Here is a 12,940-nt window from a genome sequence, read left to right as displayed (position 1 = left end):
GCGGCGTCGACAAGGGGCCCCTCCCCTACCGGAGGCGTCGAGAAGGGGCCCCTCCGGTCAGGCGTGCCGGCGGCTCTGCACGATGCGGAACCGGTTGGCCACGTACGCGCCGTCGGTCAGCGCCGAGTTGGCCGCCGCGTTCGCGCCCGAGCCGTGGAAGTCGGAGAACGCCGCCGACTGGTTGACGAACACCCCACCGGTCAGGTTGCAGGACAGGTGCACTCCGGCGTCGATCGCCGCCGCCTCGGCCGCGTCCAGCACCGCCTCGTCGGTCGAGTAGACGCCGGCGGTCAGCGCGCCCTTCTCCCCCACCGTCTCGCGCATGATGCGCAGGCTGTGCTCGGTCGAGTCGGTGGCGATGGCGAACGAGATCGGGCCGAACCACTCCCGCGAGTAGATCGCAGTGTCGGCGGCGTCCAGCTTCACCACCGTCGGCGTACGCACCACAGCGCCCGGGAAGGACGGGTGCCCGACGGTGCGCGACTCCAGCACCGGCTCGCCGACCTTGGTGACCTCCTCCAGCCGCTCCAGCACGCCGTCGTTGACGATCGCGCCGGTCAGCTCGACGCCCCGGGCCGGGTCGGCGGTCAGCTTGGCGACCGCGCCGGCGATCCCGGCGGCCACCTCGTCGAAGCTCTTGTGCCCCTGGTCGGTCTCGATGCCGTCGCGCGGGATCAGCAGGTTCTGCGAGGTGGTGCACATCTGGCCGCTGTAGAGCGTGAGCGTGAAGCCCAGGTTGCGGCACAGCCCGGCAAAGTCGTCGGTGGAGTCGATCACCACCGTGTTCAGGCCGGCCTTCTCGGTGTAGACGGCGGCCTGCCGGGCGTTCGCCTCCAGCCAGTCGCCGTACTCGGTGGAGCCGGTGAAGTCGACGATCTTCACGGCCGGGTGCAGGGCGAGCGTGGTGGCGAGCTTCTCGCCGTCCGTCTCGGGGGCGAGTTGCACCAGGTTCGGGTCGAACCCGGCCTCGGCGAGCACCTGACGGGCGTACTTCACGGTGATCGCCAGCGGCAGCACCGCGCGCGGGTGCGGCTTCACCACCACCGGGTTGCCGGTGGCGAGCGAGGCGAACAGGCCGGGGTACGAGTTCCAGGTCGGGAACGTGTTGCAGCCGATGACCAGCGCGACACCGCGCGGCACGACGTGGAACGTCTTCGTCATCCGCAGCGGGTCACCCTTGCCGGCGGCCTTCTCCCACCCGGCGGTCCCCGGGTGACGGGTCATCTCCGCGTACGCGTAGGCGACCGCCTCCAGGGCCCGGTCCAGCGCGTGCGCGCCACCGGCCTGGAACGCCATCACGAACGCCTGGCCGCTGGTGAACTGCACCGCGTTGGCCAGCTCGAAGATGTTCTTGTGCAGCCGGTCCAGGATCTCCAGGCAGACGCCGGCCCGGGCCTGCGGGCCCGCGTCGCGCCAGGCGGGCAGCGCGGTGCCGGCGGCGGACACCAGCTGGTCGGCGCTCGCGTGGGGGTAGCGCACGTCCAGCGCCAGCCCGAACGGGCTGACCTCGGTGGCCACCGTGGTGCCGTCACCGGCCTGGTCGAGCGGGAAGTCCCCGCCCAGGTACGCCTCGAAGGCGGCCTTGCCGTCGGCGGCGGCGGTCTCGCCGTACACGCGAGGGCTGGGCGACTCGGGGTAGGCCGACCAGTACCCGCGCTCCGCGATGGCGGTCAGCGCCCGGTCGAGGGTCTCGCGGTGCCTGTCGTACAGGGGGTGCGGGGTCTCCGTCATGCCCGCCATCATGCAACAGAAAGGCACCAGATCAGTAGGGGCGTGTCACAACTCAGATCGTCAACTGCCAGTCGACGGAACCGGCGGCCGGGCGGAATCCGAGCTGGTCGTTGATCGCGACCATGTGCGTGTTCGCCAGCGCGTTCCACGTGTCGACGGTCCGCAGGGCCGGCTCGTGGGCCAGCGTGTGCACCAGGTTCTCGGCCTTGCAGAGCAGGCCCAGCCGGTGGCCACGGTGGCCGGGGTCGACCAGGGTGATCTCCTGCCAGGCGTGCCCGGTGCTGCTGGCCTCCAGGGTGAGTTGGGTCACGCCGACCAACCGGCCGGACGCCTCATGCACCGCCCCGGTGTTGTAGCGCCGTACGCCCCGGACGTCCAGCGCCCGCTCCGCGTCCCGCAACCGCGCCCCGTCCCGCTGCTCCGGTTCCCACTCCAGCTCGCCCATCGGGGCGTCGAGCAGCAGCCGGCCCTGGAGGTAGGCGACATCCGCGACGTACTCCTCGGGGGTGTGGTCGCCCCAGCGCACCGTCCGGTAGCCGGTGGCGGCGGCACGGGCCCCGCTCACCAGCGCGGCCAGCCGGTCGCGGTCGAGCGCGGTGACGTCGAGCCGGCGGCGCATGTCGGCCAGGGCCGGCTTCGCGCCCGCCGCGACGGCGAACGCCGCGCCCGGGAACACCCGTTCCTCCTCGCCCGGCAACGCCGCGCCGGTGGAGCCGACGAGGCGCTTGCCGCCGTGTTCGCGGAACAGGCGCACCCCGTGCTCGTGCAGCACGCGGCCGATGCCCCGCCGCCGGTACGTCGGGTCCACGACCAGCTCGACGCTGGCGTTCTCGGTGTTCTCGAGCGTGTGCAGGTACAGCCGGAGCCAGCCGACCGGGGTCCCGTCGAGCCGGGCCACCAGCCAACGCGCGTCGATGCCGGGCATCGGGTGCCGCAGCAGCGAATCGAAGCGCCGCCGACAGGGCGGCGGCAGATCCGGCTCGTCGACGGCCTGCGCCGCGACCTCGATCCGGTACGCCGCGTCGAGCGCCGGCAGGTCGGTGGGGTCCAGCGGTGTCACGGTCAGGGCCATGGCGTCGAGCGTGCACCGGACACAGCGAAGGGGCCAGCGGTTTCCGCCGGCCCCTTCGGACGTTGGTCGGGAGGGACGTCCACACAACGCCTCCGGCGTTGGGTCGCGAGAACTTGAAAATTCTCCGGCGGATGCCCTCCCGCACGAAGCATCTTGCGCCGTCCGGTTCCTGTCGTCAAGTCCCGCTCGGTGGATTTCTCGCACTCACCGCACATCGCCGGTTACCCACCGATCTTGTCCGATCCCCCGTCCGGGCGAGCCGCGACTGACCGAACACCCGAGGGGAGGGCGCGTAGTCCGGCCCACAGCAGGAGGGCACCGCCCCCGATCAGCACCGGTTCGACCACGAAGCCGGCGGCCAGTCCACGCTGGTCCGCCAGGCTACCGAGCAGGTAGGGCGACGCGGCGGCGAGCACGCCGAGGATCAACTGCGTACGGGCGTTGGCCCGGTCCTCCTGCCCCTCGGCGGTGCCGAGGGTGAGCGCGAGCGCGAGCGGGTAGAGGTTGGCGATCCCCAGCCCGGACAGGAACAGCGCGCCGATGGCGAGGGCCGGCCGGTCGGTCACCCAGAACAGCACGACACCGACGAACGTCGTCGCCAGGGAGACGTACAGGAGGGTGACGCTGCGGCCCGGGCGTCGGGTGACCCGTGCGCCGATCAGGCGCCCGACCAGGATGCCGAGGAGGTTGCTGCTCAGCGCCGTGCCGGCGGCGGCTGCGGACAATCCGATGTCCAGGAGCAGTTGCGGTCCGAAGTACACCAGGCAGAACTCGACTGCCGAACTCACCGCGGTCAGCACGGCGAACAGCCAGCAGGCCACCGGCAACCGTCCGGCTCCGCCGACGGCCCGGCGCCCGGTCGCCGGCGGCAGAGGTTGACGCCGGTAGCCCAGGTAGAGCGCTACCAGGACGACCGCCGGCAGCGCGAAGGTGACACGCCAGCCCAACGCCAGGGCCACCGCCCCGCCGAGGACCAGCGGGGCGAGGACCGCCGAGGCGCCGGCGCCGACGTTGGCCTCGGTCAGCGCCCGGTCCCGCCGGTTTCCGTGCCGGTCGGACAGGATTGCCTGGACCACCGCGAGCAGCATCGTGCCCGCCGTGCCGAAGACACCGGCACCGATCAGGGTGGCCGGCACCCCGCCACCGAGGGTGAACGCCGCCGCGCCGACGGCGGTGGCCACTGCCGACCCCCACAGCAGCGCGCCGCGTGCGAGGTGGCGCGCGGCCCATCCGAATGCGGCACCGGCAAGCGCCGCGCCGCCGGACCAGAACACCTGATACAGCCCGAGCACCGAGTAGGAGAAGCCCAACTCGGCGCGCAACAGCGTCACTGCCGGGGCGAAGGCGTACAGCCAGAAGGTGAAGCAGGCCAGGACCGCGTAGGACAGCACGGTCGGCGCGTCCCGGACGAACGTGTCCGGCGCGGTGGCGCGGACAGGTGCCGGTCGCCGCCGATCTGTGTATCGATACACAGCTACAGTGTGGACATGAACCGCGCCGCCGACAACCCCAAACGGCGGCCCACGATGGGCGAGGTGGCCCGGGCCGCCGGCGTCTCGCCGATGACGGTGTCCTATACCTACTCACGACCCGAGCGGGTTTCCGCCGCGACCGCCGCGAGGGTCCGCGCCGCGGCGGGCAGGTTGGGCTATCCAGGGCCGCATCCGGCCGCCCGCTCCCTGCGGCGCGGCCGAGCGGGCACGGTCGGTGTGGTGCTCGGCGAACGGTTGACCTACGCCTTCGAGGACCCCCAGGCCGCGCGCTTTCTCGCCGGCGTCGCCGATGTGTGCGCCGCCGAGGGTGTCGGACTCGCCCTGGTGCCGATCACCGGCGCCCGCACCGACCTCCGGCGGGTCGCGGAAGCCGCCGTGGACGGCTACGTGGTCTGGACCACCAGCGACGACGATCCGGTCCTCGACGCCGTGGCCGGTACCGGCCTGCCCGCCGTGATCCATGCCGGCCCGGAGGGACGGGGAATGCCGGTGGTCGGCATCGACGACCGCGCCGCGGCGGTCGCGATCGGCCGGGTCGCCTTCGCGCGGGCCCGCCGCCCACTCGTGCTCGGCTTTCCACTCGATCGCGGACGCGTCCGCCAACTGCTCACCGGCAACGACAAGACAGAGGCGCGGTTCCCGGTGACCCGCCGCCGGTGGCAGGGCTTCCGCGACGCCTGGACGGAGGCCGGGCGTCCACCGGACCAGCTACGGCTGGCCGTCTGCCCGATCAACCACGGCGCCGAGGGCGAGGCCTTCGTCGGTCAACTGCTGGCCAGCGGCGATCCGCCGGACGCGATCGCCGCGATGAGTGACGAACTCGCCCTCGGCGCGCTGCGCGCCGCCGCCACCGCCGGTCGACGCGTGCCCGAAGATCTCGCGGTGACCGGCTGGGACGACAGCGACGCCGCCGCTCCCAGCGGGCTGACCACCCTGGCACAGTCCCTGCGCGAGCAGGGCGCCTACTGCGCCCGGGTGGCGCTCGGCCTCCCGGTCACGACTCCGACGCGGCGGGAGTGGCATGTCGTGGTGCGCGCCACCAGCCGACCCGCCGAGTGGACGGACCTCAGGACAGCAGGCCCGCCTCGCGGGCCGCGCGCAGGGACGGCTTGATGCGGTGCGTCGGGCCGACCTGGGTGGCTACCGCGTCGATCGTCTTCAGCCCTTCCCCGGTGTTGAACACCACCGTCTCGACGGCCGGGTCGAGCCGGCCCGACTCCACCAGCTTGCGCAGCACCGCGACGGTCACCCCGCCCGCGGTCTCGGCGAACACACCCGTGGTACGGGCGAGCAACCGGATGCCGGCCCGGATCTCGTCGTCGTCGGCGTACTCCATCCACCCACCGGTACGCCGCACCGCCTCCAGCGCGTACAGGCCGGCCGCCGGGTCGCCGATGTTCAGCGACTTGGCGATGCCGGTGGGCTTGACCGGCGTGATCGTGTCGGTGTCGCCGTGCAGCGCGGTGGCGATCGGGTTGCAGCCGGCCGACTGCGCGCCGAACACCTTCCAGCCACTGGCCGGCGCCTCGACCAGCCCGATCTCGACCAGCTCGGTGAACGCCTTGTCGATCTTGGTGAGCAGCTCACCGCTGGCCATCGGAATGACCACCTGGGCCGGGATCCGCCAGCCGAGCTGCTCGGCCACCTCGTAGCCGAGCGTCTTGGAGCCCTCGGCGTAGTAGGGCCGCACGTTCACGTTGACGAACGCGGTGTCCTCGAACTCGTCGGTCTCCACCAGCTCGCCGCAGAGCCGGTTCACGTCGTCGTACGAGCCGTCGATGGCGACCAGGTCGCCGCCGTAGACGGCGGTCGTGACGACCTTGCCCTGCTCCAGGTCGCCGGGGATGAAGACGATCGACGGCACGCCCGCCCGCGCCGCGTGCGCGGCGACGGAGTTGGCGAGGTTGCCGGTGGAGGCGCAGGCGTAGCGGGTGAAGCCGAGCGCCCCGGCCGCGGTGAGCGCCACCGAGACGACCCGGTCCTTGAACGAGTGGGTCGGGTTCGCGCTGTCGTCCTTGACCCAGAGCGGCGCGGTGAGCCCCAACTCGGCCGCGAGGTGCGGGGCGGCCACCAGCGGGGTCAGACCCGGGTCGAGCGTGACCCGGGTGGCCGGGTCCTGACCGGCCGGCAGCAGCGCCGCGTACCGCCAGATGTTGTCCGGACCGGCCTCGATCTGCTCGCGGGTGACGGCGGCCAGGGCGGCGCTGTCGTAGTCGACCTCCAGCGGCCCGAAGCACTCGTAACAGGCGTGCTGCGCGGCGAGCGGGTAGCGCGCCGAACAGGCACGGCAGACCAGGGCGCGAGCCGGGCTGAGGGTGGTGTCGATGCCGGTGGCGACGGGAAGCGTCGACGTCATGTCGAGGATTTCCTCTCATCTTTCCCCGCATCGCCGGGTGCGGCGGGGACGGAATTGGCACCTGCCCGCCGTCGCTCGTCGTCGAGCGTGCGGGTGGTTGCCGGGGCGTCGTCGGGCCGTATCCCTCAGCCCCTCTGGATGAGGTATTCAGTTGTGCCGCCGAGTCTATGCGCTGCTCACGGCCGTGCCACCTCGGGATCCCACGCTGTGGGCCGCTCAGCGCCCGACCACCGCGACCGGGTCCGCCACCGCGGGCGGCTCGGGCGCCGTCGTGGTCACCGCTGCCGAGCGAGGACGGCGGCGACCAGCACCGCGTACGCGAGCTGGGGAGCGATCGCGGCGAGGTCGGCGGCGGCCGGCGCGTGCTGGCGCCCGGTGAGGTCGGCGACGGCGCTGGCGGCGAGCATGGCGAGCATGCCCGCGACGGCGGCCGACCAGGGCGACGAGCGAGATGCCGAGCAGCGCCGGGCGCGGGGCGGACGCCGTCGCGCGCCCAGCGGACGAACTGGGTGACCAGCGGCACGGTGGCCGCGAACAGCGCGATCTGCTGCGGTGCGGCGTGGCCGAGGGCGAGGTTCATCAGCGTGTTGAACCCGGCGAAGCCGAGGGCGCCGAGGAGCACCACCTCGACGCCGCGCCGCTGGGTGGCCAGGGCGGTGACCCCCTCGCGGGCCAGCAGCAGGGCGAGCAGCACCTCAAGGTGCTGCGCGAGGCCGGCCTGACCCGCACCCGGGTCGCCGGCACCACCCGCTACGTGCGGCTGCGCCGCGAGGAAATGGACCGCATCTACCCGGGCCTGCTCGATGCGGTCCTCGCCGAGCGCGGCGAAGTGGCATGATCGCCGGATGCGGAGACCGGCGCGCCTGATCGGCGCCCTCACCGGCGTGACGCTGATGGCCGCCTGCGCCCCGACGCAGGGGCCCGCGGACGGGAGGCTGCCCGACCCGCCGCCCACGGGCATCGACCCGCTGACCACGGTTCCGCCGCGGCCGGGCGCGCCCACGGCCGACCACACGCCCGCCGCCACCTGCTCCCCGGAGGGCATCGCGATCACCGAGAGCGGGGTGAGCGCCGCGATGGGCCTGCGCGCGATGGGCCTGGAACTGGTCAACTGCGGCGACCGGCCGTACGAGCTGCGCGGCTATCCGGCGGTCACGCTCCGGGACGCCGACGGCGACCCGATCAAGGTGCGGATCATCCCGGGCGCCAAGCCGATCACCTCCGGCTTCGATCACCCGCCCACCCGGATCGCGCTGGCCCCCGGCGAGCGGGCCGGCGCGGCGCTGATCTGGCGGAACCTGGTCACCGACGCGACAGTGGTGGCCACCAACGGCACCGAACTCGACGTCGCCCCGGTGACCGGCAGGCCCGCGTACCCGGTAGCCCTGGACGGGCCGATCGACCTCGGCAACACCGGCCGGCTGGGCGTCAGCGCGTGGAAGCGCCAGAAGCCCGGCCCGGCCACCGGCACGCCCACGCCGGCCGCCCCACCGCCGCCCACGACCCCGCCGGTCAACCCGCTGTAGAACCAGGGTCCGGTACGGGCGCTGCCGTACCGGACCCCCGGCTCGCCGGTGACGGCTCAGGCCGGGACGGAGGCCGTCGGAACCGCGGTGGGCTCGGCGGTGGTGGCGCGACGCCGGGCCAGCAACGCGTCGAGCGCCCAGTTCCCGGGGCCGAGCACTGCCACGAGCAGGAACGACCAGCAGAAGATCGCGGCCAGCTCGCCGCCGTTCTGCATCGGCATCAGGTGGTCCGGCTGGTGCACCACGAAGTACGCGTACGCCATCGAGCCGGAGGCGAGCAGCGCCGCCGGCCGGGTGAACAGGCCGACGAGCACCAGCGCGCCGCACACGAGCTGGATCAGCGCCGCCCACCAGCCGGGCCACGTGGCGAACGGAACGGCCGCGCCGGAGCCCTGGTTGCCGCCGAAGACGCCGAATATCGACGCGGCGCCGTGGCATAGGAACAGCACCCCCACCACCATGCGGAACAGGGACAGGGCCGGGCCGCTGAGCTGGGACGGAATCATGTGGGACCTCCTGGGACGGGTATCTGACAAACCCCAGGATGACGATCACACACATCCATGTGTATCGATTTCTTTGCAGGCGGGACAATTGCTTGGGAACGCTCCCATGATATGGGCGGCAGCGCTCCAGGGATACCCCGCCGGTCACCTCAGCTCGTGACGTCCTTGCGGGTGAAACGCCAGAAGGCCAGGCCCCAGAACAACGTGGCGTAGACGACCGCCGAGAACGCGCCCTTGACCACGTCGTCGGTCTGCATCGGCGTCGACAGCAGGCCCAGCCACGCGCTGCTGTAGTGGGTCGGCAGCAGGTTGCGCAGCCCGCCCAGCGCGGTGATCTGGTCCAGGATGCTGGACAGGATCCACAGCAGCACCGCCCCGCCGACCGCGCCGAGCGCGGCATCGGTGGTCACCGACAGCAGGAACGCCAGCCCGGCCACCACCAGCAGCACCACCGCGAGATAGCCGAGCACCCCGAGCAGCCGCAGCAACCCGTCGGCCGGCGCCAGCTCGGCCGAGACCTGGCTGCTCAGCGGCTTCCAGCCGTACCGCAGGGTGCCGGCCAGCAGCGCGGTGCCGGCGAGCAACAGCAGGGCCAGCCCGGAGTACGCGAGCGCCACGACCAGCTTCACCGCGAGCAACCGGGCCCGGGGCACCGGCACGGCCAGCAGGTAGCGCAGGCTGCCCCAGCTCGCCTCGCTCGCCACCGTGTCACCGCAGAACAGCGCCACCACCACGACCAGCAGGAACGACGCGGACACCAGGATCGAGAACAGGGTGAAGTTGAGCCCGCCCGAGGTGGCCAGGTCGGCCAGGCTGGAGAACTCGCCGCGCCCGCCGCCGTCGTCGTCCCCGGCGTCGAACTGGAACGCCACCAGGATGATCAGCGGCAGCAGCACCATGAACCCCAGCGCGAGCTGGGTACGCCGGCGCGACGCCTGCCGCCGGAACTCCGCGCCGAACGGGAGCGTGGCCGAGGGTCGGTAACCGGCCGCCGCGCCGCCCGCGCCCAGCGCCGGCGTGCCGGACGTGCCGCCGCCAGGCGACGATGCCACAGACGAACCCGCCATCACCGGTCCCCGCTTCCCCGAGAGTTCTCGCCCACCAGGGCGAGGAACGCGTCCTCCAGGCGGCGCCGGGGCACCACCCGGTCCACCCCGATACCGGCGCGGACCAGTTCGGCCACCACCTCGCTGCGGGCGGTGCCGTTCGTGTCGACCACCAGCCCGCCGTCGTCGTCGGGCAGCACCCGTACGCCGTCGAGCCGGTCGAGCACCGTACGCGCCGCGTCCGGGTCGCTCACCTCGAACAGCACGCTCGGCGACTCGCCGACGATCTCCTCCACCGGGCCGGACGCCACGATCCGCCCCTTGTTCACCACCACCGCGTGCGTGCAGGTCTGCTCCACCTCGGCCAGCAGGTGGCTGGAGACCAGCACCGCCCGTCCGCCGGTGGCGTAGCGCTGGAGCACCCGGCGCATCTCGGCGATCTGCGGCGGGTCCAGCCCGTCCGTCGGCTCGTCCAGCACCAGCAGCTCGGGCAGGCCGAGCATCGCCTGGGCGATGGCCAGCCGCTGCCGCATGCCGTGGCTGTACTTCTTCGTCCGCCGGTGCACCGAGTCGCCCAGGCCGGCGATCTCCAGCGCCTCGTCGAAGTGCGCGTCCTCCCACGGCCGCCCGGTGGCCCGCCAGTACGCCTTGAGGTTGTCCAGGCCGGACAGGTGCGGCAGGAAGCCCGGCCCCTCGACCAGCGCCCCGATCCGGGACAGCACCGGCGAGCCCGGCACCAGCCGGTGACCGAAGACGTAGATCTCCCCGGCGGTGGGCTGGGTCAGCCCCATCAGCACCCGCAGCGTGGTGGTCTTGCCCGCGCCGTTCGGCCCGAGCAGGCCGACCACCTGGCCGGGGTGCACCTCGAAGTCCACATCCGAGACCGCGACGAAGCCGTCCGCGTACTCCTTGCGCAGGTTGCGTACGGCGAGCGGGACGCCCGCGTACTCCGGGTGCACGGAGTCGTCCTGGCGACGGTGCCGGCGGCGGGTGAGCAGCACGACCACGACGAGCCCGAGCACGATCGCGGCGACCAGCCCGGCCAGCGCCCAGCGCCACACGGTGGCCGTGGTGGGGATCGGCGTGGCGTCGACTGTGGGCAGCGTCAGCGGCCCGTCGGCGAGCGCCACCGTGTGCACCGCCGGCTCGGCCGGGGAGGCGTACGCCTGGTCCGACGTCGCCACCACGAGCCGCAGCCGGTGCCCGGCCTCGACCCGCCGGACGATCCCCGGCAGCGTGACGGTGACCGGCGTGGCCGCGTCGACGGTGGCCGGCAGGCCGGTCAGGCGCACCGGCGCGACCAGGCCGGACGGCAGCGTGGCCGCGCCCTGCGGGTCGACGTCGTAGAGCTTCACGAACAGCACCGCCTCGCCGGTCGCGGAGGCGGCCCTGATCCGCACGGTGGGCGCGCCCACCACGTCGACCGGCGCGTCCAGCGGCGCCGACTCGAACCGGGCGTGCTGGCCGGGGATGTCACCGGCGACGCCGTCCAGCAGCGAGCCGAGCGCGCCCGCGAACGGCACCGAGGAGATCGCCGCCGGGTTGCCGTTCGGCGGTACGGCGACCGGCTGGGGCGGGCCGGCGAGCGTCACCTCGCGGCGGTCCTGCCCGGCCAGCCCCGGATAGTCGGCGGTACGGAAGCCGGTCGCCACCAGGCCCCGGTCCAGCGCGTCGAACCCGGCGATCCGGGAGAACGTGAACGTGTCGCCGGGCGCTGCCCCGTCCCCCTTGACGTAGTGGTCGAGCCACTGCGCGGTCAGGAACTTCACCCGGTCCGAGTCGGAGGTGGGGCCGGAGCCGCCGTCGTGGCCGCCGGTGAACCAGGCGACCCGCACCGGCGTGCCGGCGGCGGCGATGCCCCGGGCGTTGGCGTCGGCCTCGGCCAGCGGGAACAGCGTGTCCGCCTCGCCCTGCACCAGCAGCGTCGGCGACTTGATCCGATTCAGCACGCCGGCCGGCGACGACCGGCGCAGCAGCTCGACCGCCGCCGCGTCGGCCCGGCCGGTGGTGGCGATGCGCAGGTACGCGGCGCAGACGTCGGCCGCGAAGCGCCCGCACGCCGGGTCGGCGGCGCCACCCGGCGCGCGACCGGAACCGGTGCCCGGTCCGGCGCCCGGCTGCGGGCTCGGCGGGCCGGCCGACTCGGGAGCGCCCTCCGGCGCGGCGGCGGTGGCGCCGGAGAGCCCGGCCGGGCCGGAGCCAGCGTTCCCGCCGCCGCCGAAGAAGATGCCGGCCCAGCCCTTCTTGAACACACCGTCGGTGGGCTGCCGGCCGCTGCTCTCCGGCAGGAAGGCGCGGGGCAGGTCGTTCCAGGTGATCATCGGGACGATCGCGTCGATCCGCTGGTCCTGCGCGGCCAGCAGCAGGGCGAGGCCGCCGCCGTACGAGCCGCCGACCACACCGACCCGGGGGTCGCCGGCCGCGTCGAGGCGGATGTCCGGACGCTCGGCCAGCCGGTCGAGCAGCCGCTGCGCGTCCCGCACCTCGTAGTCGGGGCTGTCCAGGTGGATCTGGCCGCCGCTGCGCCCGAAGCCGCGGGCGGTCCAGGTGAGCACCGCGTACCCACGGGCGACCAGGTCCTCGGCGTCGGAGCGGACCGAATCCTTGGTGCCACCGAAGCCGTGCGCCAGCAGCACCGCCGGTACCCGCTTCGACGCCGACGCGTCCGCCGGCAGGTAGAGCGTCGTGTCCAGATCGACCGGCTCGTCGCCGGAGGGCCCGGAACGCACCGTCACCAACGTCGACTCGGTCCGGAAGTCCGCGCCCCGCGGCCGGGCCGTCCAGACCAGCGCGGCGGCGACGAGAACGACCACCACCACTGCGGCGACGGTGCGGCGCGGATGGCCGGCCAGGGCGCGCCGGAGCCGCGCGGCGGTTGATCTCATGCGCCACACGGTACGGGCCGGTGGCTGAGCATTCGCTGAGATCCGCCGTACGTCTGTCCGGTTGCACCGTTCGTCGCGCGGCGTCCCTCATCCGCCAAAGGTCCAGAGCATCCCAGCGAGACGTATTCGGATCATGTGAATTCACATCTACCGACGCAAACCATCGCCGATGTCATTTCTCGGCAACACGATCGCACGCTACGTGCCTTTCGCCCTGACACAGGGTCACCCGGAGTGGACTGACGTTAAGCCGACTCATCGGCCGAGGTCACACCCGCGTCCGGTTCGACTAATTTTCCGGTCCGGTGCACGGGACTGCGTACGG

Annotated in this window: 11 protein-coding genes and 1 riboswitch; of the genes, 3 read left to right on the top strand and 8 right to left on the bottom strand. The window is 73.2% G+C overall.

What is annotated here, in order from left to right; genetic code table 11:
- Positions 1-57: 57 nt before the first annotated feature.
- From paaN to ACFYON_RS11650, 3 genes are all read right to left on the bottom strand, one after another.
- On the bottom strand, positions 58-1,731 hold the full coding sequence (gene paaN / locus ACFYON_RS11660) for a phenylacetic acid degradation protein PaaN (RefSeq protein WP_354868650.1): 1,674 nt from the start codon (positions 1,729-1,731) through the stop codon (positions 58-60).
- 52 nt (positions 1,732-1,783) lie between these two features.
- On the bottom strand, positions 1,784-2,803 hold the full coding sequence (locus ACFYON_RS11655) for a GNAT family N-acetyltransferase (protein WP_354868653.1): 1,020 nt from the start codon (positions 2,801-2,803) through the stop codon (positions 1,784-1,786).
- 221 nt (positions 2,804-3,024) lie between these two features.
- Positions 3,025-4,275, bottom strand: a complete 1,251-nt coding sequence (locus ACFYON_RS11650) for an MFS transporter (protein ID WP_387189752.1) — start codon at positions 4,273-4,275, stop codon at positions 3,025-3,027.
- Positions 4,276-4,290: 15 nt separating this feature from the next.
- On the opposite strand from ACFYON_RS11650, the gene ACFYON_RS11645 reads away from it, so the two are divergent.
- A complete protein-coding gene (locus ACFYON_RS11645; RefSeq protein ID WP_387188129.1) occupies positions 4,291-5,409 on the top strand; it encodes a LacI family DNA-binding transcriptional regulator in 1,119 nt (372 codons plus the stop codon).
- Here ACFYON_RS11645 and thrC read toward each other — a convergent pair.
- Positions 5,363-6,652: a threonine synthase gene (gene thrC, locus ACFYON_RS11640; protein ID WP_387188127.1), complete on the bottom strand. Its 1,290-nt coding sequence runs from the start codon at positions 6,650-6,652 to the stop codon at positions 5,363-5,365. The genes ACFYON_RS11645 and thrC overlap by 47 nt on opposite strands.
- Before the next feature lie 12 nt (positions 6,653-6,664).
- Positions 6,665-6,797: riboswitch (SAM riboswitch) on the bottom strand.
- A gap of 130 nt (positions 6,798-6,927) precedes the next feature.
- Entirely contained in the window at positions 6,928-7,068 is a 141-nt protein-coding gene (locus ACFYON_RS11635) for a hypothetical protein (protein ID WP_387188125.1), read from the bottom strand.
- Between the two features lie 35 nt (positions 7,069-7,103).
- Between ACFYON_RS11635 and ACFYON_RS11630 the strand changes: the two genes are divergently transcribed.
- Complete coding sequence (locus ACFYON_RS11630; protein ID WP_387189747.1) at positions 7,104-7,490, top strand: winged helix-turn-helix domain-containing protein; 387 nt, start codon at positions 7,104-7,106, stop codon at positions 7,488-7,490.
- 7 nt (positions 7,491-7,497) lie between these two features.
- Positions 7,498-8,178 carry a DUF4232 domain-containing protein gene (locus ACFYON_RS11625; protein WP_387189745.1) on the top strand — a complete coding sequence of 227 codons (681 nt, stop codon included), beginning with the start codon at positions 7,498-7,500 and terminating at the stop codon, positions 8,176-8,178.
- Positions 8,179-8,234: 56 nt separating this feature from the next.
- On the opposite strand, the gene ACFYON_RS11620 is transcribed toward ACFYON_RS11625, so the two are convergent.
- From ACFYON_RS11620 to ACFYON_RS11610, 3 genes are all read right to left on the bottom strand, one after another.
- Positions 8,235-8,684, bottom strand: a complete 450-nt coding sequence (locus ACFYON_RS11620; RefSeq protein ID WP_354868672.1) for a DoxX family protein — start codon at positions 8,682-8,684, stop codon at positions 8,235-8,237.
- A gap of 149 nt (positions 8,685-8,833) precedes the next feature.
- A complete protein-coding gene (locus tag ACFYON_RS11615; protein ID WP_387189742.1) occupies positions 8,834-9,751 on the bottom strand; it encodes an ABC transporter permease subunit in 918 nt (305 codons plus the stop codon).
- The gene (locus ACFYON_RS11610; protein ID WP_355015071.1) at positions 9,751-12,615 is read right to left on the bottom strand and encodes an alpha/beta fold hydrolase; all 2,865 of its coding nucleotides are present in this window, start codon (positions 12,613-12,615) and stop codon (positions 9,751-9,753) included. The genes ACFYON_RS11615 and ACFYON_RS11610 overlap by 1 nt, the downstream gene beginning before the upstream one ends.
- Between the last annotated feature and the right edge of the window lie 325 nt (positions 12,616-12,940).

It is taken from the genome of Micromonospora sp. NPDC005686, assembly GCF_042871665.1.
Classification (GTDB): domain Bacteria; phylum Actinomycetota; class Actinomycetes; order Mycobacteriales; family Micromonosporaceae; genus Micromonospora.
Note: the sequence above shows the minus strand (reverse complement) of the source record. Positions and strands in the feature narration are given on the sequence as shown.